This window comes from Sorangium sp. So ce145 (assembly GCF_051525985.1).
GTDB lineage: Bacteria > Myxococcota_A > Polyangia > Polyangiales > Polyangiaceae > Sorangium > Sorangium cellulosum_B.
In genome coordinates this window covers 4536174-4561005 of the sequence record NZ_CP150315.1, presented here as the reverse complement: position 1 = coordinate 4561005, position 24832 = coordinate 4536174, and the positions used below count along the sequence as shown (strand labels likewise).

Annotated in this window: 15 protein-coding genes; 9 read left to right on the top strand and 6 right to left on the bottom strand. The window is 68.8% G+C overall.

Features of this window, described 5'->3' with window-relative positions:
* Positions 1–353: 353 nt before the first annotated feature.
* Together WMF34_RS16845 and WMF34_RS16840 are read right to left on the bottom strand one after the other, a co-directional pair.
* Positions 354–959, bottom strand: a complete 606-nt coding sequence (locus tag WMF34_RS16845) for a hypothetical protein (protein ID WP_012235878.1) — start codon at positions 957–959, stop codon at positions 354–356.
* On the bottom strand, positions 956–1675 hold the full coding sequence (locus WMF34_RS16840; protein WP_437993905.1) for a PD-(D/E)XK nuclease family protein: 720 nt from the start codon (positions 1673–1675) through the stop codon (positions 956–958). The genes WMF34_RS16845 and WMF34_RS16840 overlap by 4 nt, the downstream gene beginning before the upstream one ends.
* 1046 nt (positions 1676–2721) lie before the next feature.
* Here WMF34_RS16840 and WMF34_RS16835 point away from each other — a divergent pair.
* From WMF34_RS16835 to WMF34_RS16820, 4 genes are all read left to right on the top strand, one after another.
* Complete coding sequence (locus WMF34_RS16835; RefSeq protein ID WP_173427417.1) at positions 2722–2886, top strand: hypothetical protein; 165 nt, start codon at positions 2722–2724, stop codon at positions 2884–2886.
* A gap of 64 nt (positions 2887–2950) precedes the next feature.
* Complete coding sequence (locus tag WMF34_RS16830) at positions 2951–4735, top strand: tetratricopeptide repeat protein (protein ID WP_437993904.1); 1785 nt, start codon at positions 2951–2953, stop codon at positions 4733–4735.
* Between the two features lie 369 nt (positions 4736–5104).
* Entirely contained in the window at positions 5105–8749 is a 3645-nt protein-coding gene (drmD, locus tag WMF34_RS16825) for a DISARM system SNF2-like helicase DrmD (protein ID WP_437993903.1), read from the top strand.
* Positions 8746–12942 carry a type IIL restriction-modification enzyme MmeI gene (locus WMF34_RS16820; RefSeq protein WP_437993902.1) on the top strand — a complete coding sequence of 1399 codons (4197 nt, stop codon included), beginning with the start codon at positions 8746–8748 and terminating at the stop codon, positions 12940–12942. The genes drmD and WMF34_RS16820 overlap by 4 nt, the downstream gene beginning before the upstream one ends.
* A gap of 24 nt (positions 12943–12966) precedes the next feature.
* Here the strand turns inward: WMF34_RS16820 and WMF34_RS16815 are convergent, their stop codons facing one another.
* Complete coding sequence (locus WMF34_RS16815) at positions 12967–13470, bottom strand: hypothetical protein (protein WP_437993901.1); 504 nt, start codon at positions 13468–13470, stop codon at positions 12967–12969.
* Positions 13471–13480: 10 nt separating this feature from the next.
* Positions 13481–14194, bottom strand: coding sequence for a hypothetical protein (locus tag WMF34_RS16810; RefSeq protein ID WP_437993900.1), 714 nt, complete (start codon positions 14192–14194; stop codon positions 13481–13483).
* A 411-nt stretch (positions 14195–14605) separates the two neighbouring features.
* Here WMF34_RS16810 and WMF34_RS16805 point away from each other — a divergent pair, with 411 nt between their 5' ends.
* From WMF34_RS16805 to drmC, 5 genes are read left to right on the top strand one after another with little or no spacing between them, the layout of a single operon-like run.
* The gene (locus tag WMF34_RS16805) at positions 14606–15877 is read left to right on the top strand and encodes an AAA family ATPase (RefSeq protein ID WP_437993899.1); all 1272 of its coding nucleotides are present in this window, start codon (positions 14606–14608) and stop codon (positions 15875–15877) included.
* Entirely contained in the window at positions 15874–16548 is a 675-nt protein-coding gene (locus tag WMF34_RS16800; protein ID WP_437993898.1) for a hypothetical protein, read from the top strand. Before WMF34_RS16805 ends, WMF34_RS16800 begins: the two co-directional genes overlap by 4 nt.
* Positions 16549–16597: 49 nt before the next feature.
* Entirely contained in the window at positions 16598–19972 is a 3375-nt protein-coding gene (gene drmA, locus WMF34_RS16795) for a DISARM system helicase DrmA (protein ID WP_437993897.1), read from the top strand.
* Complete coding sequence (gene drmB / locus WMF34_RS16790; RefSeq protein WP_437993896.1) at positions 19972–21852, top strand: DrmB family protein; 1881 nt, start codon at positions 19972–19974, stop codon at positions 21850–21852. Before drmA ends, drmB begins: the two co-directional genes overlap by 1 nt.
* Positions 21849–22646 (top strand): DISARM system phospholipase D-like protein DrmC, encoded by a 798-nt coding sequence (gene drmC / locus WMF34_RS16785; protein ID WP_437993895.1) that lies wholly within the window; start codon positions 21849–21851, stop codon positions 22644–22646. Before drmB ends, drmC begins: the two co-directional genes overlap by 4 nt.
* A 75-nt stretch (positions 22647–22721) precedes the next feature.
* Here the strand turns inward: drmC and WMF34_RS16780 are convergent, their stop codons facing one another.
* A complete protein-coding gene (locus tag WMF34_RS16780; RefSeq protein ID WP_437993894.1) occupies positions 22722–23435 on the bottom strand; it encodes a hypothetical protein in 714 nt (237 codons plus the stop codon).
* Entirely contained in the window at positions 23432–24667 is a 1236-nt protein-coding gene (locus WMF34_RS16775) for an AAA family ATPase (protein WP_437993893.1), read from the bottom strand. The genes WMF34_RS16780 and WMF34_RS16775 overlap by 4 nt, the downstream gene beginning before the upstream one ends.
* Positions 24668–24832 lie beyond the last annotated feature (165 nt).

The window sequence follows — 24832 nt, the reverse complement described above, 5'->3', positions numbered from 1 at the left end:
AGCGGACCGTGGAGAGGTCACGCAAGATCGCGGAGGGCGCAGAGACGCTGGCGCTCGCGGTCGCGCATCCTCGCACATGGGCTCCGCGTGAGCCGCTGGATGCAACCGCCACGACCGGTGGCAGGAACGACGGCGCTGCGGGGCTAGCCGGGTTCGAGCTGATCGCGAAGGCGCTCGGCGTTCCCCATCCTGTGAAGCTCAGGTTGTGATGACGGCGAAGCACGCGCTACGCGTCTTCACGGAGCCTGCCGCGTTGGTCTCGCGGCGCACCAGTCATGAGCGCGTCACGCCCCGGCTGCCGCGATGGATCTGCGCCTTTCAGGCGGTCTCAGCCCGTTCGTCGCGCCGTGCGCTCAGGTCGCCAGCACTTTCCGGATCTGCGCCTCGAACGCCGTCCAGTGGAACCGCACCGACTCGATGAGCTGTGCGCGGTAGGGCTCGAGATCGTTCCAGTACTCCCCTGTCGCGGTCTCGTAGCGGTATGCGGGCCACCAGGGGCTGGAGGTGAGCCTGTGCTCCTTGAGGAGGCCGGCCTCTCCGAAGGCCGCGCGAAGCTTCCGCGACAGCTCCTTGCCGCCGGCGATGTCGATGTCCACCCACACACCTGTGAAGACGCAAGCAGGCGCGGTCGTGAAGTTCAGGCGTCTCGACTTGTTCCATTCCAGGCCGATCCCGACCCTGGGGGCGACCTCGGGCCCGCGGACGAGCTCGCCTTCGCTCGACGGGAACCATCCTGGCAAGACCAGCAGGATCTTCGGCCAGTCCTCGTCATCCTTCAGAAATTTGAAAACTTCGACGTCTGGAGAGAGCTCGGAGGCAAGCTCGGCGATCCCGTCGGCGCACGAGCATAGAAACGCGTGCGTGAGGTCGGCGACGGACGCGCCGATGGCGGCCCACTCCTCGATGAGCGCCTGGTTCCGGAGGTAGAATATGGCACGCGGATCGTCAATGCGGTTCATCGGAACTCCCTCTCCAGGGTGGCGAGATAGTTGGAGGCGGCCTCGCGCCCACGCGCCGTCGCGCCCTTGCCCGGCGCCGAGGCGAGCGCGTCGCGGAGCATCGCCGCGATATCGGCGTAGCTCATCGGCGTGAACGCCTCCCACGCGCCGCCCGTGGCTGTCACGGGCGCTCGTCCGGATGGCGACAGAAAGATGAACAGCGCGCCCGGCGCGTGACAGAAGCTCTCATACAGGCGATCGCATTGCTGGGGCTGTTCACGGGCATCGATCTTGTTCTCGAGCACGAGGCAGAGCCCAGGCCCAGCGACGACGACATCGGCGCGGGCGTTGCCCCGGCTCACCTCGAGCGCGGGCCGGGCGCGGCCCAGCTCGGCCCTCGGCGGATCGGCCGTGCAGCGGCGGAGCAACGCCTCGAGGAAGCCAGCGCCGAAGCCATGTCGCCCCTGGGGATCGAGCAGCCACGCCAGCAGCGCAGAGTGATACCGCTCCTGCCGGCTCTGCCCGAGGATGCTCAGGAGATCATCCGGTCCGCCGACCCAGCGGCCCCCCCTCAGGAGCGCCTCTTGCTCGGCGCGGAGCTCGGCGAGCTTTGCATCCCACGCGGCGACCTGCGCCACGCAATTCTCCTGCTCCCTTGCCACGATGGCGCGCCATTCCGCGGCGAGGCCGGCGAGCCGGGTCTCGTCTGCTTCAGGCGTCGACGCGAAGATTGTCATCTACCTAGCTCCTCCTCGCTGTGCCCTCCACGGGTCGCTGGACGGCCTCATGGTCGGGTGGCCATGGTCGGCCTCCGGCGAGGGCAGATTATGCCGGCGCCGAATCAACAATCAACACCGAGCCTTCGCGATTCTGTACGGTCGCTGGAATTGTGGGGAGGGGGTCAGCACCTGGCGGCTGCCGGCCTACCTCGACGGCTGTCGCTTCGCTCGCGGGCTGCGCGGCGGCCTCCCGCGCGTCACCTCGGGCAGCGTGGCGCGGCGCAGCAGGACGCTCGGCAGGATACAGCCATACGGTAGGATGCCTTCGCATGGTGCTACGTCGCGGTGATCCCAGGCGTTTCAGGCGTGGAAGACCTGCCCCATCACATGAGGCCCGTTCTGTCAATGAGCTCGTATGGTCGGACTGCACGAGTCAGGAACCGCATAGGTCGAGCGGCCAGATCCACACGACAAGCGCGCCGCGCGCAAGGTCGCGGAGCTCAGCTTGAGCGACGTTGCTTGGATGAGGCGATCCCCGAGCTGAGAGGCAAGGGAGGCTCTCTTGCCGCTGGCGTTCTCGCCGATGAGCACCAGCGGCTTGCCTGGAGGCAGCGAGATCTCCACGTCCTTGAGCGCGCGGAAGCCTTTTCTACGCCGCCGAGGGCGGGGGCGCCGGGACGGCCTCGAGCTTTCTGGCGGGGGCGCTCCGGCGGGATCGCGCCCGGTCGTCGGCCATCTCGACGTACGGCGCCAGCAGGAATCCGACGAGCGCCTCGCTCCCCGGGTAGGGCGAGGGCGGGGTTGTGGCCAGGGAGAGGAGCGTGCCGTGGGGTACGATGGCGAACCGAACCTACATCGGCGACCTAGAGACCCCCTCCTTCCTCGGCTGCGAACCGGCACGGCCATGCACGAGCCCTATCCCCCGGCGGGCGAGCGGCACCCGACTCGCTCGCGCCTCATGAGCCCGGTTTTCACCCTGCCACCGTGCCGCGGGCGGAAGCATGTTTCTCCTGCGGCCGGCCCTCACGGACGGCCGCCATCCCGGAGAATCGAAAGGAGCGCCCATGTCCAAGAGTAAGCCCACCCCCAACGATCAGCGGTCCGTCACCAAGAACCCCACCAGCGACGCGTACCGGGCCGACCGGGACAACCGGATCGCCCAGGGCCACCCCAACCCGCCGCCCCCACCTGCGCCGCAACCCGAGGCGTCGCAGCCCACGAAGAAATGACGGCATTGGAGGCGCCCCGGTGCTCCTTGCTGGGGCGCCTCCCTGAGTCTCGACGTCGCGACCTATGCCCAAGGCCAAAGTGATGAGCCCCCCTGTCATCCCCGGACCCTTGCCGATGCGCGGGGGTCTCCTAGCCCTGCTGGCCTCAGCCTTCCGGCTGCGCGAGCGCATCCAGGATCGGCCTGGCGGCATGTCCACGGCCACCGCCAAGCGCGTCCTCGGAGACGAGCCGCAGGTTCGCTCCGAAAAGCGGGCCGTCGTTGTTCGCGTGCTGATCGAAGCCCTCTTCACCCCTGACTACCTCGCCGCGCGAGGTCTCACAGCCGACGAGATACACATCCACAATGAGCTCGTGGCCACCGCTTTGGAGGACGTGCTTGATCAATGGGACGAGCTCGCACGGCTGTTGAATCCCGGCGCGCTCCCGGCCGACTCCTTCCTCTTCTCGTTTCTCCTGCAACGCACCGGGCTGCTCGCCGATGTCCTCGTACGATGCGCCGCGTACCTCGTGCTGCACCGAGGCCTACATCCGGTTCTCGAGGCGATCCCGGCGTGGTCCAAGCAACCTGGTCTCCGAGGCGTTTACGACGATTTGGTCCGCCGGGCGCGCAGAGGCATCCCATCCCAGGAACGCCTCCGCCGAGCCACCCGCCTGGACAAGCGCACCTTGCAGGCCATTCGGAAGGGCACGGGCGAGCTGCCCCAGGGCGAAACCCTCGTGCAGCTCGCCCGCGCGTGCGCGACGTACGACGTGGCGAGCCGCACCGGCAGCCGGCTATCGACCGCCGAGATCGAGCTCGAGCTACGCGTTGCCTGTGCCGTCGCCCGCGTGCGCGCTCATGTACACGCCGATTCATCGCTGGGCGCCATCCTCGGCGGGCACTTCGCGCAGCTCCGGCAGCTACGCTCAGAGCTGCGAAGATACACACCTGACGAGCTTGCGGTGATTGTCGTCCGAGGCATGCGTTCGCCACATGGCGATGCACTACGGCGCGTCGCCGAGATGCACGCAATCGAAAGCATCCACAGCTTGGTCATGCAGGAAGAACAGCGCGCAGCGCGCATCCATACTCTCCTCAAAACGCAACCCGAAAAGGCGATGCGCGAGATAGCCGCACAAACGTCGGACATGGCGCAGCAGGTGCGACGCGAACTGGAGCAGCACGAATTCCTGGGGATGTCCAAGGCACCAGGGCTACTGGTACAGTTCTTGGAACAGAGCGCCGCACTCTTCACCGAGTTCACCAAGGGACCGGTGGAGCGTTCTACTGCGACGGAGGTAGCCTTCAGGAGCTTGCATGAAAGCCTCGATGAGCTCGAGGCGGAGTCGCTGGTTTATCGAGCACTTGCGCCATGGGAGCACCTGACCGAAGCTGCGCGCGAGGCGCTTCTCCGCGAGGCGGTGGCGCGTTCGCCCTCCTCTGTGTTCGCCCGTGGATTTTTGGCCGATCTTCTTATTCGTCACGGCAGGACCGACGAGGCCATCGCGCACCTCTACGCTGTCCTGGGCGAGAGACCAGATGCCCACGAGACCCGGGAACGCTTGGCCCTGCTGCTGGTCGACGCAACGCCTCGCGAAGCACTCGCCGAGGCCGAGACCGCGCTTGAGCGTGGTAGCCGGACAGCCCTATCCCACTATATACATGGCGAGTGCCTCATCAAACTCAACCGTCTACCTGATGCCGAGGCTTCTTTTCGGCGAGCATTGAAGATGAACCCGCGCCACGCCTTGTCTCTAGACGGCCTGTCGAGATGCCATCGTGCCCTGGGGAACGAGTGCGAAGCGCGCAGGCTGGAGCAACAAGCTGCCTTCTACGGCGGCGTAGCAGGGGGTATCACGAATCAATAGCGCATCGAGACCGCAAGACGCTCGCGACAGTCTCGAGTGAGCGCGGCACCCTCTTACGTCAGGCGAAAGCGGAGGATTTTGCCTGCTTCGGCCGGGTGATGTTCATCGTTGAGCTCGTTGGCTAGGCAGCCATGTGCTCCCGGACTGGGCTGCCGCACAAGCAGTCGCAGGGTCCGGCTTCGCGAGGTTTTCGGCAGCGAACCTATGGCCTCGTCAGGCCCGAGCTCGTCGCGCCGGACCCGGACCCACGCGGCCACCCGGGTGGGTAGATCGAGTACCCGTCTCGTCACCCAACACCTCGCGCGATCCCCTGATATGCTCCGGCCCCCTGAGGCCGTCGCCCGCGCTCGGGCACCGCCGGAGGCAGGAATGCCCGCGAAAAAGTCGCTCAAAGCGCCCGAGAGTATCGCCACCTTTCAGCCCTTCGTTCCGGCCCAGGACCCCTCGACGCCCACGGTCCCCTCGGTCCTCGCCGTCATCTCCGCGGGGCGGCTCCTCGACCTCTGCCGGCTGCTCGGCTGCGAGGTGCGCGACATCGCCGGCAACAGGGACCGCCTCGGCTCCAGGCTCTCCGAGCACCTGGGCGGGCGGCTCCCTACCCTGCTCCGTGAGCTCGGGCGCGACGAGCTCCGCGCCGTCTGCCGCCGGCACGGCCTCGACCCGTCCGCCCGGGCGCGCGGCGACCTCCAGGCGCTCGTGCTCGCGGCCGCGGGGTTCGATCCGCGCGCGGCGACGGTACGGCCGCCCGCTGCCAGCGCGGACAGCCTGCCGGCCAAGGGCCAGATCGTGCACGCCCGGCACCGCCAGTGGCTCGTGGACGACGTCGTCCTGGGCGCGGGCGACGAGTCGCCGCTCGTTCGCCTCGTCTGCCTCGACGACGACGATCCTGGACGCCAGCTCGACGTGCTCTGGAACCTCGAGCTCGGCGCGCGCGTCGTCGAGCCGGAGACCCACGGGCTGGGCGACGCCTCGCGGCTCGATCCCCCCGCGCACTTCGGCGCCTACCTGCACGCCCTCAAGTGGAGCGCCGTGAGCGCCGCGGACGCCACCCGCTTCCAGTCCCCCTTCCGGGCGGGCATCAAGCTGATGGCCCACCAGCTCACGCCGCTCATGAAGGCGCTCGAGCTGCCGCGCGCCAACCTGTTCATCGCCGACGACGTCGGCCTCGGCAAGACCATCGAGGCGGGCCTCGTGCTCCAGGAGCTACTCCTGCGCCAGCAGGCGAGCTTCGTCCTGGTCGTGTGCCCCGCCTCGGTCTGCCTCCAGTGGCAGGGCGAGATGCAGCGCCGCTTCGGCCTGCGCTTCGAGGTCATGACGCGGCAGTTCGTGGCCTACCGGCGGCAGGAGCACGGGTTCGGTATCAACCCCTGGAGCACCCACAACCGCTTCATCGTCTCGCACGCGCTCCTGCGCCGGAGCGAGTACCGCGAGCCGCTCCTTCACCACCTCGGCGAGCGGGCGCGCAAAGGCTTGCTCATCCTCGACGAAGCCCACGTCGCCGCGCCGGCCTCCGCCAGCAAGTACGCGACCGACACGGACATCACCCGGACGATCCGCGACCTCGCGCCCCGCTTCGACAACCGCATGTTCCTCAGCGCCACACCGCACAACGGGCACTCGAACAGCTTCAGCGCGCTGCTCGAGATCCTCGATCCGGTACGCTTCACCCGCGGCGTCCCGGTCGAGGGCAAAAAAGATCTCGATCCGGTCATGGTGCGCCGGCTCAAGCGGGATCTCCGCCAGCTCGGCGTCGAGCGGTTCCCCAGCCGCCTCCTCGTGCAGCTCGCCCTCTCGAACCGCGGTGGGACCTGGCGCCTAGAGCGGACGAGCTACGACGCCGAGACCGGAGCGGAGAGCAAGACGGTGGCGAGCGACATCGCCCAAGGGCAGCCGATCGAGCTCTCGCTCAGCGAGAAGCTCCAGCGCTACATGGAGCTCTGCGCGCCGGAGTCCGGGCAGGGCCGGCTCCCGTTCATCCACATGCAGCAGCGGCTCCTCTCGAGCCCCGAGGCGTTCGCGCGCACGCTCGAGGTCCACGCGCAGGGCCTCGCGAAGAAGGGCGGCCCGGTCGCCGCGCCGCAGCAGCAGAAGCTCGCCCTCAAGGCGCGGGCGGCCAGGGGCTCGGCCGCGACCGACGTCGAGGCCGACCCGGAGACGCACGGCCTCTCCGACGACGCGCTCGCCGAGGAGAGCGACGCGGCCGTCCGTCGCGCCAGCGCGGCGCTCCCGAGCCCGACCGACGAGGCCCGCGCGCTCCTCGCCGAGATGCGCGCGCTCGCCGAGAAGGCCCGCGGGGAGCCCGACGCCAAGTCGCTCGCCCTGCTCGGCTGGATGCGGGAGCACCTGTGCCCGGCCATCGGCCTCGGCCCGGACGCGCGCGCGAGCCGCGCCTGGACGCCGCGCCGGGTCATCCTCTTCACCGAGTACGCCGACACGAAGCGCTACCTCGTCGAGCTCCTCACCGCGGCGGTCGCGCACACCGACGAGGGCGACCAGCGGATCATGCAGTTCCACGGCGGCATGGGCGACGACGCCCGCGACGAGGTGCAGCGGGCGTTCAACAGCGCGCCCGACGAGCACCCCGTGCGCATCCTCGTCGCCACCGACGCCGCGCGCGAGGGCGTCAACCTGCAGGCGCACTGCGCCGACCTCTTCCACACCGACATCCCCTGGAACCCGGCCCGCATGGAGCAGCGCAACGGCCGCATCGACCGCACGCTCCAGCCGGCCGCGGAGGTCCGCTGCCACTACTTCGTCTACCCGCAGCGCAGCGAGGACCAGGTGCTCGAGACCGTCGTGCGCAAGATCGCCACGGTGCAGCGCGAGCTCGGCTCCCTCGGGGCGGTGCTGCTCGGCCAGATCGAGGTGGCGCTCGCGAACGGCATCACGCACAAGGCGCGCGCCACCGTGGAGAAGGTCGGATCCGATACGAAGACCGCCACGGTCGACGCCGAGCTCGAGGCGCGGCGCACCGATCTGGAGGTCGTGCGCGCCGAGGTCGAGCGCGCCGGCCGGCGCCTGGAGAGCTCCCGGCGCACGCTCGAGGTCGAGCCCGAGTCGCTGCGGGGCGTCGTCGAGATCGGGCTGCGGCTCGCGGGCGCGTCGTCGCTGAAGGACGCGGGCAAGACGAGCGACGGCCGCCCGACGTACGAGCTGCCGGCGCTCGACCGCTCCTGGGAGGCGACGCTCGACACGCTGAGGCCGCCCCGCGCGCGCACTGAGGATTTCTGGGAGTGGCGCCAGAAGCCGCCGCGGCCGGTGACCTTCCACCCGCTGGCGAGCCTCTCCGAGGGGGCCGAGCAGCTCCACCTCGCGCACCCGCTCGTGAAGCGCATCCTCGATCGCTTCCTCGCGCAGGGCTTCGGCGCGCACGACCTCACCCGGGTGAGCGCCGTCGTCGCGCCGGGCGAGAGCGTCGTGCGCGTCGTCGGGTTCGCCCGCCTCACGCTCTTCGGCATCGGGGCGGCGAGGCTCCACGACCAGCTCGTGCCGGTCGCGGCCGCGTGGTCCGGCGAGGCGAGCGAGATCAAGCCGTACAAGGACCGCGCCACGTCGGTGAACGCGATCACCTCGACCGAGCGGCTCCTGGCGGGCTCGGGCCGCGCGCCCAACGCGACCATCTGCAAACGCATCCAGCAGCACGCCGACGCCCTCTTCCGGGCCCTCTGGCCGCACCTGGAGGCCGAGGCCGACGCGCTGGCGGTCGAGGCGCGCCAGGGCCTCGCCGAGCGCGCGCGGCGCGAGGCCGACGACATGCGCGGCCTGCTCGCGCGGCAGCGCCAGGCGATCGACAAGGCGGAGGCGCGCCTCCGCCAGCCGGACCTCTTCAACGTGCAGGACAAGGAGCAGAAGCGCCAGGTGGACCTCGATCTGCGGCACCTCGAGCGGCGGCGCGCGGCGGCCGCGGGCGAGATGGAGTCCGAGCCGGCCGCGATCGAGGCGCTCTACGACGTTCGCATGTCGCGCCTCACGCCGGTGGGGCTCGTCGTCGCATGGCCGGAGTCGATGACATGAAGGATCGCGACGTTCTCTTTCACAAGAAGTGGCTCGGCCTCGCGCAGCCCATCGAGGGCCTCGTCTTCAGCGTGCCCGCGCTCGCCGACGCGCAGATCGCCCCCGAGGAGCGGCCGGAGCTCTCGGCGGCCTTCGAGGCGCAGCTCACGGGCGAGCCGCCGCGCATCCGGAGCCTCGAGGCGTTCTTCCGCGACTTCCTCGGCTACGCGTCGCCGGGGATGCTGGTGCCGCGCGCCGAGCTGCCGGCCGAGCTCTCGTTCTATGCCGCCGAGGGCGGGCAGGAGATCCGTCCGAGCTTCGCCCTCGGGCGCGGCCCATTTGCCGCCGACGACCCGTTCGCCGCGTTCGACGAGGCGCCGAGCGCCTCACAGGACGGGGCGGCGCGCGACGGCGGGTCACGGGCCTCCTCGGAGACCGCCGCGCAGACGGCTGCCTCCGCCGCGCAGAAGCCGTGGTTCGCGCTCCTGTGGGACCTCACGGAGACCGGCGCCGGCGTCGACCTCGACGAGCCGGAGAGCCAGACCGGGCCGTGGCGCTACCCGCCGACGGCGAAGCTCGAGCGCCTCCTGCGGCACGCCGGCGTCCCCGTCGGCTTCCTCTTCAACGGCGCGCACCTGCGCCTCCTCTACGCGCCGACCGGCGAGTCGACGGCCCACCTCACGTTCCGGGTCGAGCACCTGCGCGGCTCGGAGGGCCGCCCGCTCCTCACGGCGCTCGACCTGCTGCTCCACGCGCGGCGGGCGTACAGCGCCTCGCCCGAGCACACGCTCGAGGGGCTGCTCGCCGAGAGCCGGCGCCGGCAGGCCGACGTCACCGAGGAGCTGGCGAAGCAGGTCTTCGAGGCGGTCGAGACGCTCGTCGCCGGCTTCGAGGCCGCGGCCGCCCGCGACTGCGGGCGCGACCAGCTCGACTGGCTGAGGCCGGCGATCGAGGCCGAGGGCGACCACCTCTACCAGGGCGTGCTCTCGGTCGTGCTGCGGCTGGTCTTCCTGCTCTACGCGGAGGACCAGGCGCTCCTGCCGGTGGAGCACCGCACGTACGCCGAGCACCTGAGCCTCGGCGGCCTGTACGCGCGGCTCAGCCACAACGCCGGCGCCCACCCCGAGAGCATGCACCATCGCTTCGGCGCGTACGGGCAGCTCCTCGCGCTCTTCCGGGCCGTCTTCTTCGGCGTGAAGCACGGCACGCTCGAGCTCCCGCCGCGCCGAGGCCGCTTGTTCGACCCGAACACGTACCCGTTCCTCGAGGGCGGTCTGCCGGGGTGGACGGCCGCGGTCACCGACCCGGGCGCGCGGGCGCAGGCGCGGCCGCCGAGCATCGATGACGGCACGGTCTACAAGGTGATGCACCGACTGATCGTCTTCGGCGGGCAGCGGCTCAGCTACCGCACGCTCGACGTCGAGCAGATCGGCAGCGTCTACGAGTCGCTGATGGGCTACCACGTGCTCCGGATCGAGAGCCCCGCGGTGCGGCTCGGCAAGCACGGCGTGTGGGTCGAGACCCGGGCCCTCCGCGCGATGAGCCCGACCGACAGGGCGCGCTTCCTCAAGGAGACGTGCGGGCTGAATCCGGGGCCGGTCCAGGCGATCGAGAAGGCGGTGAAGGAGGCCGGCAAGGACGACGGTGCGCTCGCGGAGGCGCTCGCGGCGCACGCCACGGGCCGCCGCGGCGAGGGGAGCCGCCACCGCGCGGGCGCCGGCCGGCTGGCGCTGCAGCCCGGCGAGGAGCGCCGCCGCACGGGCAGCCACTACACGCCGCGCTCGCTCACCGAGAAGGTCGTGCGGCGCACGCTGGAGCCGCTCCTCTCGTGCCTGGGCGACGCGCGCACGCCGGAGCAGATCCTCCAGCTCAAGATCTGCGACCCGGCCATGGGATCCGGCGCGTTCCTGGTCGCCGCGTGCCGCGAGCTGGCCGGGGAGATCGTCGCCGCGTGGACGCGCCAGGGCGAGCTGGCACGCGTCATCGAGCAGCACGGCGACGCGCACCTGCACGCGCGGCGGCTCGTGGCGCAGCAGTGCCTGTACGGCGTCGACAAGAACGCGGCGGCGGTCGAGCTGGCGAAGCTGTCGCTCTGGCTGGTGACGTTGAGCCGGACGCTACCGTTCACGTTCGTGGATCACGCGCTACGGCACGGGGACAGCCTCGTGGGGCTCAATTTCAAGCAGATCGAGGCGTTTCACTGGGCGCTGTCGGAGCAGACGGAGACGGTCCGGGTGCTGTTGCGGGACGCACTCGACCAGGCGGTGGAGCTGCGGCAGCAGATCCTCGCGCTCGCCGACCACGAGGATCCGATTTCGCAGGGCACGAAGCGGCGGCTGTTCGAGTTCTCGCAGCAGGCGATCGAGCGCGTACGAATCGTCGCGGATGCGTGCGTGGGCGCGTTCTTCGCCGAGACGAAGGACGCCGCGCGCGAGAAGGAGCGGAAGCGGAGGCTCGCGCTGGTCGAGACGTGGCTGGGGCGGGAGAACGGTGCACAGGACGATACGCGCGCGGAGAAAGAGCGGGCGGCGGACCTCGCGGCGGCGACAGCGACGCGGGAGGAGTTGGAGACGCTCGCGGCCGAGGTGCGTGAGAAGCTGCCGCCGTTTCACTGGTGGATTGAGTTCCCCGAGGTGTTCTTCGAGGAGCGGCCAGATCCGCTCGACCGTGGACGCACCAATGGTGCAGCTAGCATGGACGCGTTCATCGGAAACCCGCCTTTTCTCGGCGGATCGAAAGTGAGCGGAGCACTCGGTGAACATTATCGCGATTGGTTGAAGGCGACCCATCCAACTGCAGACGGAAGGGGAGATCTCAGCGCACATTTCTTCTGGCGCACTCACTCCTTACTAGGGTCTCACGGCGCTGCCGGCCTCATCGCAACAAACTCAATTTCACAAGGCGACACACGAGACACGGGACTTGCAGCTATCGTTCGAAGCAGAGGGCTCATATACGATGCCACATCCACCCTCTACTGGCCGGGCGAGGCAAACGTGGCTGTCGCCATCGTCCACTTTGCCGTCGGCATACCCGCATCGCATGCCAGCGCGCGATGCACTCTCGATGGCCGCGAAGTCAGCACCATCAACTCGTTACTGCGCCCGAAGCCTGAGAAAGACAATCCGGTATCGCTGAGAACCAACGACAAAATCTGCTACCAAGGACACAAGATTAGTGGCGCAGGCTTCGTTCTTTCGCCCAGCGAGCGCGACGCATTCGTTTCGAGACGTCCCTCCAGCGCAAACGTGATTTTTCCCTACCTGGGAGGCGAGGAGATTAACACACATCCGTCACAAATCCCCAATCGATTCGTGATTAATTTCGGCAAGAGAGATCTGCCAGATGCCTCCCAGTGGCCGGAAGTCCTCGAGAGAGTGCGAACCCTCGTAAAACCCGCACGAGACGCGGCACGAGACAACACTGGCACGGGAGCTCACGGAAAGAAGTACTGGTGGCAGTTCGTGGACAGATGCGATCTTCTGCATGAAGCTCTTAAGTCGCGAAGCAGGTGCCTTGTAACATCAAGTGTAACCAAGCACCTCGCCTTCACATGGCAACCACTCGACCGCGTCTTATCGAATGCCGTTTTCGTTTTCGCGCTCGACCGTGCAACACAATTTTCATGCCTTCAATCGCGGATCCACGAACGCTGGGCGCGCCTGCTCTCTTCATCGATGAGGACGGATTTACGCTACGCGCCCACTGATTGTTTTGAGACCTTTCCATTTCCGAAGCCAGATCCGCACACGCCAATCCCCGAGCTCGAATCGATCGGCGAGCGCCTCTATGCTGCCCGCGCGCGTTTCATGGTCGACACCGACCAGGGCCTTACGAAAACGTACAACGCGCTGAAGGACCCCGCCTGCGACAACCCACTCATCCTCGATCTGCGCCGTCTCCACGAGGAGATGGACCGCGCCGTCCTCGCCGCCTACGGCTGGAGCGACATCGCCGTGCCGCCCTATTGCCCCCTCACGGACAAGGACCGCGAAACGCTTCAGGCGTTCGAGGACGAGGTCATCGATCGGCTCTACGTGCTCAACGCCGAGCGCGCGCGCGAGGAGCAGCGGCTCGGGCTCGCGGGGAACAAGAAGGGCCGCACGGTGAGGGTCGACGGCGATGCGAACGAGGACGCGCCGCAGGAAGCACCGGCACCGAAGAAGCCGGGCAAGGGCAAGAAATCCGCGACCACGCAGGGGAAACTCTTCTGAGCCGAGCGTGGACGCATGCTCTCGCTACGCCTTCTCATGCTTCGGTGGCCATTGGCCTTTGAGAATGGCCGGCACGCCTTCAGGCCACAGGAGCGCGTCCTCGAACTTGATCCCGCCTTCCTCCGGATCTTCGTACGCATCCCACCCGCAGGCGGGTGGCTTGATGCCTTCATGATCCATGAGAGCACGTGAAATCTCGATGACCTCCTGAGGGAACTCTGGCTGTGTCCAGCTCTCGAAGAGCTCACGCAGCCGTGTCGCAAGCGGCAGGCGGCGTTCGTAGTGCACCGGCTGAAACTGCGGCGCCATATAGTGAGCCCCCTTCGTCACGTACGCAGTATAGACATCCAGCAAGCGGAGGATGTGCTCGCGTGGCGGCACACGGCTGAACGTCCGGTAGATACGCGGGGCAGCAAACACCGACAGCCAGTAGATGACATTGATGACATCCGCCGTATCATCGATGTCCTCTCTTCCATCGTCGCTCGCGAATGTGAAGGTGTTCCCGTCCTCGAACGTGACTTTCATTGTTCCTCCCTCACCAGTACGTGCATCGAGGTCTGCTGGGGCCCCAGCCGCGCGTGTTCAGAATGTACGCTCCAGCCACGAGGCTACCCTGCTTGAGGCAGCCATAGGCGCACCATGACTTGAAAAGGAGGTTCCCGAGCCCCCACGGGCACCAGGGACATTCACCCGTTCCACAGTGTGTCACCATGCAGAACGCCTGCTCGCCGTTGCTCAATGGACATTCGGTCGTCTGAGGGCACCCATACGGCTCATTGAAGCACGCGAAATCGGGGTAGATGCCGTCGGTCGCAGCCAGCGTGGTCGCCTCGGGCGACTCGATCCAGAGGCGCGCCGAGTCCCATCCGGCCGGTGCGTGCTGCCCGATCAGCGCGTCAAGCGCCTCGAAATCGAGCGTCGCTGGATCGACGACCTGCGTTTCCACGAGGCTCGCGACCATCACCGCCGCGTAGGAAGCCGCCATCGTCTTGAGCGCGACCTCGTGGGGGTCGATGCTCATGAGCTCGTCGTAGGCTGCCTCGGCCTCGGCCGACATCGTCTCGCTCTCCTGATCGTCCTCCACGTCGTCGTCCGTCTCACTGTCCTCGTCGGGGTGCGCCGGCGGGGGGTGCTCCGCGGATTCGCTCTCGATCTCGTCACCATCGGATGGGCGTAGATGGATCGTGCATGCCGGAACCAGCGCAGAGACCATGCCCCCCGTCAACACGAGCGCACCCACACGATGCATCCATGCCTGCATGATGCCCTCCTTGACGCGGCGCACCGTACGCAGGCTCGCCAGCGGCGTCCATGCGGCCCTCCCGGGGTGCGAATGTAGGGGTATACCTGACCCTTTCCCTTCCCCAGATCGACGCCGAGCGCGGCGCAAGCCGCTGGATCGTCCTTATATTTCGTGCGTCTCTCCACGGTGATCCCCGCCATGACGTCTCGCTGAAGACGTTCCCCGCGCGGAGGGTACGGCGCCGCCTCGATGCCCGGCAGCTCCGGCGCTGGAGGAACCCGGCAGGGGCAAGCGACCCGTGACCGCACACGGAGAGCGCTCCTGAGCCGAGCCTGCACGCGTGCTTGACGGCCACGAGCGCGTCCGCCGGGCTCGCCTCGCGTTCGTTCTCCGGTATATGGTCACGCCGTCCGGACCATGAAGATCACCCGCCTCTCCCTCCGCGACTTCCGGGGCTTCAGGAGCCTCGATCTGGACGTTTCGCCGGACGTCACCGCGCTCGTCGGCGTCAACGGCGCCGGCAAGACGTCGATCCTCGACGCGCTCGCGCTCCTGCTCTCGTGTCTCGTGGAGCGCATCCGTTCGGGGAAGCTCGTGATTATCACGCCGAGCGCGGGCGATGTCCGGGTCGGGGCGTCGAGCACACGCCTCTCCGTGACCGCCGAGTTCAACGGGCAACCTGTCCAGTGGAGCATCTCGAAGACACTGCCGGGGCATCCGTCTGCGACGTTGAGCGCGCTCGACGCGCTGCATGAGCCCGTCGCGGCCGCGCAGGCCACGATCGCACTCGGCTCCCCTCTCCTCCCGCTCGTCGTCTACTTCCCCACGAACCGGAGCGCGCTCGATATCCCGGAGCGGATCCGCACCCCCCACGCCTTCGATGCACTGAGCGCCTACGACGGCGCACTCGAGCGCGGGGCGAGCAACTTCCGGGGCTTCTTCGAGTGGTTCCGCGAAGAAGAAGACATCCTCAACGAGCAGAAGGTCCTCGAGATCTCGAACGAGCAGCAGGGCCCCCGCGAGCCCGCCACACCGTCGCCATTGCCGGTCGTCCGCAGGGCGATCGAGGCTCTCCTGCCCGGCGCGCGTAGGGTCCGTATCGAGCGGCGACCGCAGCGCATGACCGTCGAGCTGAACGGCACCCGCCTCGACGTCGCCCAGCTCTCGGACGGCGAAAAGTGCCTCCTCGCCATGGCGGGGGACCTCGCGCGGCGCATGGCGCTCGCGGCGCCGAAGATTGAGAACCCGCTCGATCACCCCGCGGTCGTCCTGATCGACGAGATCGAGCTCCACCTCCATCCCGGGCTTCAGCGGGTGATCCTGCCGCGGCTCCAGAAGGTGTTCCCGCGGGCCCAGTTCATCATCACCACCCACTCTCCCCAGGTGCTCTCCTCGCTGCACGCGGCGAACGTCCGCGTCCTGGAGCGCTTCGAGCTCCGGACGCTCGACCGCGGCACCTGGCGGCGCGACACCAACCGCATCCTCGAGGCGGCCTTCGGCGATCCAGGGCGGCCGCCCGAAGTGGCGGCCAAGCTGAACCTGTTGCGCGACGCAGTCGACGCGGATCGCTACGACGAGGCGCGCCAGCTCATCCGTGAGCTGTCCACCATGATCGAGGGGGACGACCCCGACGTCTTCTTCTACCAGCAGCTCCTGCCTCCTGAAGACACCACCGAGGCCGCTTCGTGAGGCACATCGCGAAGGGCGCCGAGCCGGCGACGGTCACGGAGACACGCACCGCATCGACGACCGACCTCTCCACGGTGGCTCGGGCTCGCACCGCGTTCGATCAGATCGACAAGGGTCGCGTGCGCGCCAATCTCGCGCACGAGCAGGGCTGGCTCTGCGCCTTCTGCATGCGCCGTATCGCCCCTGACGCCGCCGATGCTCGTGGCGAGCGCACGATGAAGATCGCCCACCGCACGCCGATAGACGTCGATCCAGCGCAGGCCCTCTCGTGGCGCAACCTCCTGGGCTCATGCGACGGCGGGCAGCGCTCCGGGTGGCGGACGAGGAGCTGCGACGCCGCGCAGGGATCTACGGCGTTGACCGTCGACCCGACCGTGCAAGCCTCGTGCATTCAGCTTCGGTACGAGCGCCGCGACACCCACGAGGGGCTCTTCATCACATCGGATCACTCCGCTCTCAGAGCCGATGTCGAGCAGACGCTCGGCCTGAACTCTGGAGACCTCCCCCTGCTGCGGGAGCAGGCGTGGAAGGCATTTTGCGCTCTCCAGCAGAAGCACGCGCCGAAGCAGTACGGCCGCCCCGCGCGGGCCGCGTTCTTCCAGACGTGGATGAAGCAGCAGCCCGCGCGCCTCCCCGAGATGCTCGGCGTCATCGAGGAGCGGCTCCGGTGAGCACGCCAAAGGGTTGCCTTCACGCCGGCATGGACGCGATCCTGCTGCGGTGACCCCTGCCGACGTTCGCCGTCACCTCGTCGAAGCCCTCGAAGCCGATCTGATCGGCCCCTTCGTGCCCGACAGCCACGCGCAGGGAGGCCAGGAGATCCTGCCGATCCCGCCGTCGCGCTGGTACCTGACCGGCTTCCTCGCGCCGCAGGGCGGCCGCGTCCCCGATCCGGACGATCGCGACTCCACCGACACCGGATTCGCCGCCGGCAGCGAGAGCCAGAACGAGGACGCAGGCAACGAGGAGCCGGAGCCCAAGCGGCCGGTCCGCTTCCCCGCATCGATGGGCCTGTCCGTGTTCCTGCCCCCGGGCAAGGACGACACGATCCACGTCGATGTCTGGTACGCGGACTACGACAAGATCGAGGTCGCGCTCGACCACACCGACAAGAAGGTCCCCGGCTGGAAGCGGGTGCCGTACGGCCCGGTCCGCGTCGCGGTCCCGCTCGACCCGAGCGTCCTCCAGCAGAAGGACGGGATCCCCATCCCCGGCTCGCGCAACCTCATCTTGAAGGGCGAGCTCCGCACGACGGCCATGGACGGCCTCGATCCCGGCACGCGCGTGCTGAGCCTGTTCCTCGTGAACGACCGCACCGCGGTGGAGCAGGACCGCGACACGCAATTCGCCTTCCAGGTGCGGATGGAGCTCAGCTACGAGCGCGGCTTCGTCTCCCGCCCGAACCGGCGCGGCGAGGAAGGCGACGAGGATCAGCGCGCCCTCGCGCTCGCGTTCCGCGATCACAAGGAGTGGGCCGTCGGCCACAACACGAGCGTCGAGCGCCCGGTGGAGAAGAACGGCAAGGTCCTCCGCCTCCGCACGACGCAGCTCCCCTGCTTCGAGGTGCCGCGCGTCGGTCACCGGGAGCTCAAGGACGCCACCTTGGGCATGATGGACCTCGGCAAGCTCGACGCCAAGGGCATCGCGAACGCGCTCTCGCCCCTCATCGAGGCTTACGGCGCGTGGATTGACAAGCAGCGTTACACACCGCTCGATCGGCTCGAGGGCACGCGCGATGAGCTGATGAACAAAGCGGCGCGGGCCAAGGAACGCATCGCCGCGGGCATCGCCCTGCTGGGCGAGAAAGATGAGGTGCTGAAGGCCTTCAAGTACATGAACCAGGCGATGCACGTCGCGGCGATGCAAGCGGACAGAACCCGCGAGGATCGCCGCTACACCGGCGGCAGGCAGCCCGAGTGGCGCCCGTTCCAGCTCGCCTTTATCCTATTGAACCTGCCGTCGGTCGTGGACGCGAGCCACCCCGAGCGGAAGCTCGCGGAGCTCATCTACTTTCCTACCGGCGGCGGCAAGACCGAGGCCTACCTGGGCCTCATCGCGTTCGTGCTCCTGCTCCGACGCCTGCGCGGGCGAGGGACGCCGCACGAGGGGCGCGGGGTCGCGGTCCTGCTCCGGTACACGCTGCGGCTCCTCACCCTGGACCAGCTGGGGCGCGCGGCCACCTTGATATGCGCGCTCGAGGAGCTCCGGCGCCGGTACCCCAAGGAGCTCGGCAACGCCCGGTTCACCATCGGCCTCTGGGTCGGCGCGAGCGCCAGCGCCAACCGGCTGAAGGACGTGCACGAGGCGCTCTCCGACTACACGCCGGGCAGGACCGACTCCCCCTTCCCGCTCACGACCTGCCCATGGTGCGGCGAGCCGATCAAGATCCAGAACATCAAGCTCGTCGACGCCGAGGGGAAGCCGACCAAGAAGAGCTTCGCGCGCGCCGCCGTCTACTGCGACGACGCGAAGTGCCTTTACACCGAGGCGAGGACGCCGGGCCTCGGCCTCCCGGTGCTGTTCGTCGACGAGCAGATCTACCAGGAGGTCCCGAGCTTCCTCGTCGCCACCGTCGACAAGTTCGCGATGATGCCCTGGCTCGGCGACGCCGGCATGCTGTTCGGCCGCGCGACGCACCTCGACGCGCAGCGGGCCTACGGCGTGATGCACGATCCCAGGCCCGGCGCGAAGCCGCTCCCCGAGGGGCTCCTGCCCCCCGAGCTCATCGTGCAGGACGAGCTGCACCTGATCAGCGGCCCGCTCGGCACCATGGTAGGCCTCTACGAGGCCGCGGTCGACTACCTCTGCGAGCACCCCATCGGCGGCGCGCCCCGGCCGCCGAAGGTGGTCTGCTCGACGGCGACGGTCCGGCGCGCGCGCGAGCAGATCAAGGCGCTCTTCGGGCGCACGATGGTCCTCTTCCCACCGCGCGGCATTGCCGAAGGTGACACCTTCTTCTCCGAGGTCGAGCGCGACGAGCCCGGCCGGCTGTACGTGGGCGTCGGCGCCCCCGGCCGCGCGCTCCGCGCGGTCTCGGTGCGCTCCTACGCAGCCCTGCTCGCTGCCGCGCGAAAGCACTTCGATCCGAAGGGCGACCCGAAGCAGCCGGCCGACCCTTACATGACGCTCATCGGGTACTTCAACAGCCTGCGCGAGCTCGGGGGCATGCGGCGCCTCGTCGAGGACGAGGTGCGCAACCGCGTCGACAACATCGAGGAGGAGAAGCGACCGCTGCTCTTCCTCGGGCCGCACCCGTGGGCCAAGGACCGCAACCTCGAGATGCCCGCCGAGCTCACGTCCCGCGAGCGGACCGAGAACGTCAAGCAGACGAAGCAGCGTCTCAACGCCCGGCGCACCTCGACCGACCCCGAGCCGCTCGACGTGGTGCTCGCCTCCAACATGATCTCGGTCGGCCTGGACGTCGACCGCCTGGGGCTGATGGTCGTCACGGGCCAGCCGAAGACGACAAGCGAGTACATCCAGGCGACGAGCCGCGTCGGGCGAACCTACCCGGGCCTGGTCGTCACCTGCCTGAACGTCATGCGGCCGCGCGATCGCTCGCATTACGAGCGCTTCGTCGCATACCACGAGAGCCTGTACCGCGAGGTCGAGGCGACGAGCGTCACGCCGTTCAGCGGCCAGGCGCTGGATCGAGGCCTCGTGGGCAGCCTCCTGTCGATGATCCGGCACGGCGTCCCCCGGATGGAGCCCCCGGCGGGCGTGATGAACATCCACGAGCAGCGGCCCGCGGCCGAGGCGATGGTCGCCTGGATGGTGGCGCGGGCCAGCCATCACCGGCACTTCCCCGAGAAGCAGTCCGAGGACCGCATCGCCGCGCTGGTGCGCGCGCGCGGCCGGAGCTTCCTCGACGCGTGGGAGCGCGTCGTCGACAAGGCGCGAACGGGCGCGGCGAGGCGCGTCTACAGCAAGAACGACCGCGCCGGCCAGGAGGGCCTCCACCTCTTGTTCACGGCGAGCGACGACCCGCCCGACGACCACGACGCCCGGTACTTCCAGGTCCCGACGTCCATGCGTGACGTCGAGCCGAGCGTGCATGTCTGGCTGCGGTTCAAGCAGCTCGACGAGAGGGGCTGATGAACGATCCGAAGAAGAGGAAGGACGCCCGCAGGGCACTGCGTTCGGACGGACAGCTCCGGCAGAGCCAGCTCGTCAGCACGTTCGGCCCCGGCGCGATGGTCGATCTTGTCGATCGCGCGGTCGTCATCGGCGGCCTGGAGCACTGGAGCTATGGCGCCAAGGGGTATGTCGCGCTGGACGACCCTCGGCTCCGGCGCTCGCTCATCCCCCGCCTGAAGGCGCTCGATCCGGACCTCGATCTGGCGCGCGAGGGCTATTTCCGCATGGCCCCCGAGGGCGACGCGCGCAACCACCATCCGAGCGTCGGCGTCCGCGCGCTCGAGTTTCCCCGGTGGTTCGTCTGCCAGAAGTGCCGCCGCCTGGCGCGGGCGTCGGAGCAGTTCGAGAACAAGAGCGGTCGTTATCGCCACGAGTGCGCGAAGAACAAGTGGTCGAGCGTCGTACCGGTCCGCTTCGTCGCCGCGTGCAAGCGCGGGCACCTGTCGGATTTCCCGTGGATCCCATTCGCGCACCTGGGCCGAGAGGGCGTGTGCGACCGGCCGGAGCTCTACCTGGAGGAGAGGGCGATCGGCGATATCGCGCGCATCCTCGTGCACTGCAAGAATTGCGACGCAACGACGCCCATGAGCAAGGCGACGGTGCTGCCCTACAACTGCAACGGGGATCGCCCCTGGCTCGGCGGGCGCGCGGCGAGCGAGCCGTGCGACCAGCGCAGCGAGCTGCTCGTCCGCACGGCGTCGCACGCATACTTCGGGCAGGTGGTGAGCGCGCTGCGCCTGCCGGACCCGGAGCCCGACCCGCTGCACCAGCGGCTGCGGGAGAAGGACGTCTGGAAGGCCGTCCAGAAGGTCAAGACGGCGGAGCAGCTCTCGATGATCGCTGGGCTCATGGAGCACGTCGCGAGCGCGATCGGCGAAGCTCCGGCGGAGAAGGTGCTCGCGGCGATCCGCGCCGAGAACGAGGCCACGACCGCGACGTCGGAGCGCCCCTTGCGCAGCGCGGAGTACGACCGGCTGGTCCACGCACCGACCGAGCAGCCTGGAGCGGTCCCTGACCGGGGTGTCCAGTTCGCGGCGTACCGGGTGCCGAAGCCGCGCATCGAGCTGCCGCCGGGTGTTGGTGGCCTCGTCGTCGTCCCCGAGCTCCGCGAGGTGCGCGTGCAGGTGAGCTTCAGCCGGTTCGACTCGATCGGCGCCAACCTGCAGGGGGAGTACGAGTTCGCGGGGCGCAAGGTAAAGCCGACCGTGCTCACGCTCCCCACGGGGAACGAGAAGTGGCTCCCGGCCGCCGAGGTCCGCGGCGAGGGCGTCTTCGTGGAGCTGGACGAGAAGGCGCTCTCCGACTGGGAGAAGCGTGACGCCGTGAAAGAGCGCACCAAGCAGCTCGAGCGGGCCTTTGGCTTGGACAAGAGGGGCGAGTTTCCGGGCATCCGGTTCTTCCTGCTGCACTCGCTCTCGCACCTCTTGCTCACCGCGGTGAGCCTCGAGTGCGGCTATGCCGCCAGCGCCATCCGGGAGCGCATCTATTGCGGCCAGGCCGAGGTCGATGGGCCCAACATGGCCGCCGTGATGCTCACGACGGGCACGACCGGCAGCGAGGGCACCCTGGGCGGGCTCGTCGAGGAGGGCCGGAGGATCCAGCATCACCTGCGCGAGGCGTGGGATCTCGGACGGCTCTGCTCGAACGACCCCGTCTGCGCGGCGCACGACCCGAGCTCCGAGTCGAGCGATCGCCGCACGGAGGGCGCCGCGTGTCACGGTTGCCTCTACATCGCCGAGTGCTCCTGCGAGTGGTTCAACCGGTTCCTCGACCGCGCGCTGGTCGTGCCCACGATCGGGAACGACCCCGAGCTGGCCTTCTTCCGGGAGCGTCCATGAGCGGCGCCGCCGGCTCCCGGCCCACGTTGAAGCACGTCGGCACCGGGGTGCTCGCGGCGCTCCGGGAGGCGATCGCGTCGGGGCTCTTGCGGACCCCGGTGGACAGGGCGTCGCTGGTCGGCCTAGGCATCCGGCATCAGGTCGAGACCATCGAGCACGCGCTCGCCGGCCACAAGGCGGCCGCGTGCCTGGCGATCCTCGACGTCGCGCTCGCCGAGCGCGAGGCCCGCCGGCCGGCACCGGAGCTCGTGTGGACGGGCCCTGACGTGCCCGTCGGGACGGCCCGAGACACGGCGGTCGTGCTGCGGTCGCTGTTCGAGGGCGCGCAGGAGAGCGTGCTCCTCGCCGGCTACAGCTTCGATCACGCGGAGGATGTGCTGGCGCCGCTGTACAGCGCGATGCGGAGCCGCCAGGTCGACGCCCGGTTCTTCATCGACATTCCGCAGATCGAGCGCCGCGCCTCCGCGGATGCGCACCTCACGCGGTACTTCAGCAAGTTCCTCGCCGAGAGCTGGCCGTTCGGCGAGCCTCGCCCGCGCCTCTACTACGACAAGCGTGCGCTCGCGCCCGGCCCGCCGTACTGCAGCCTGCACGCGAAGTGCGTCGTCGTGGACAGCGCGAAGGCCTTCGTGTCCAGCGCGAACTTCACGCAGCGAGGTCAGGAGAGAAACATCGAGGTCGGCGTCCTCATCGAGGACCCGAGCTTCGCGAGCTACCTGGCTGGGCAGTGGCTCGGCTTGATCGACGCGCGCATTGTGGGCGAATACACAAAGCATACGCTCGACCAGCCCTAGCGCAGCGCTGCCGGAGTCGATGGCATGAAGGATCGCGACGTCTCCAGCCAGCCGCGTGCTCCCGTCGGCTCCAGCTCAAGGCCCGAGCACGTCGAGGAGGCGACCGAGGTCCGGACAACGGCTCAGCACCTCAGCGCGTCGCGCGGCGTCTGGTTTGATCCGCAGGCGCAGGAGATCCTCGTCATCACGTCCCTTCTTGTAATGCCGATCGGCGATGACCTGGAACACACGATCCAGACACTCCGTCGGCTTGCGGTAGCTGACGACGAAATCCGCGGCGCTGAGCGTCGCCGGAGCAGGGACGCACGCGTCCAGCAGCGCTCGAACCCGCTCGCGGCGACCTCCAGCATGCTCGAGGAGCGCGTCAGGGCACGCGACGAGAAGACTCTCCTTGCTCCAGCGCATACAGCATACGTACAACCTGGACGCCGCCTCCTCGGAGAGCTTGGACTCTCTCACGAGGTGATCCTTCCATGACGCCTCGAAGACGCGCACCCACTGGTCGAGCGCCGCGCTGTCCGCCCCAGCGGGCGCTGGCGGCGCGCGCGGCACGAGGTCTTGCGGCCGGTCGGCGTCGGCCAAGCACACGACGCGATCGGGCGGGAGCTTCGTCTGCTTGAGCGGCGTCCGCAGGAGCCTGGGCGTCTCATGCACGAAGTTGCCGGTGCCCCGAACAGGCCTCCCCTCCACGATCATTCCGGGGAGAACGCGGTCCTGGCGCAACGCCTTGACCAGCAGGTGCAGCTCTTCGTAGTAGTCGTCCTCGTAGGCGATGACGATCGTTCTCACGACACGGACGTCCCGTCTTGAGGAGGCGACTCCAGCATGCCTCGGGCGCGCAGCTCCGAGAGCGAATATTCCTTGAGCCAGGCGTCGAGCAGCTCGCCGTCGAGCGTCTCCACGGTGACGCCGGCGTCGCTCGAAAAGCGCGTGATGCCGAGCGACGCGGCGGGGTCCTCCAGGTGATCGAGCAGGCGGTCGGCGTGCGTGGCCGCCAGGATCGGGGTCTTCTCCGCGCGCGACTCCATCACCTTCACGAGCCGCCGCATCGCCCTGGGGTGGAGGCTCCGCTCCGGCTCATCGAACGCGATCAGCGCCGGGCTGTCCGGCGCGTGCAGCGCGGCGAGCAGCGCAAGGTAGACGCGCATGCCTTCGCTCATGTCGTCGAGGTAGAGGGTCGCCCCCGAGCGCTTGTCACGCCACGTCAGGGTGATCACGCCTCGGCCGGGCCCGGGAGGGAATCGCATCTCCTCGCACCAGGGAAAGACGGCCTGCAGGTCGGCGAGCAGCGCGCTCCACGTGTCAGGGTATTCCTGCGAGAGGGTGTGGAGCGCGTTGAGGAGGTCGCGCCCAGACCGCTTGATGCGGCGCGTCCGCTCCACGGGCCGCGCGTTGATGGGCTCGTGCGCGCCCTCCGAGCCGTCGGGGGCGGCGCCGAGGGCGAACGACGGATAGAAGGCGATGCTCTGCAGCGCCTCCTTGACGTGCATCGGCGTCGGGTAACGCACCTCGTCCGAGATGGCCGCGAGGCTGGAGTTCGTGAGCATCGCGCTGTCCGACTCGACCGGGGCGACGACATCGTTCTTCCTTGTCTGGACGTTGGCCGCCCAGGACGCGGCGCCGCCCTTCAGCGCGATGAACGGGCGCTGGTCGAAGCCGTTCTTGTAAACCCGGACCTCCTCGTCGAGGACGGTCGGGCTCGCCCGGACGCTCCCGAAGCGGATCATGTATTCGACCGGCGCCCTCTCCCGCTGAAAGACGGGCGAGCGCTCCGAGAAACGGGCGAGCAGCTCGATCTCGGTGCTCGTCCCGGCCCACGCGACAGCGGCCCATCCGCCCCGATCGAGGATCGCCCGCCCGGCCCGCCCGCCCGCGGCCGCGCAGATCATCGCGACTCCATCCAGGATGGTGCTCTTGCCGCTGGCGTTCTCGCCGATGAGCACCAGCGGTTTGCCTGGAGGCAGCGAGATCTCCACGTCCTTGAGCGCACGGAAGCCTTGGATGCGGATCTTCTCGAGCATGGCGGCGCTCGCCGTCTATCGCGCGGATACGGTTCGTCGTCCAGATCTCATGCACGCCGGAGCAGCGGGGACGAGTCGACGGGCTGGAGAGCGAGACCGGGCCGTGGCGCCAGCCGCCGACGGCGAAGCTCGAGCGCCTCCTGCGGGAACGCCGGCGTCCCGTCG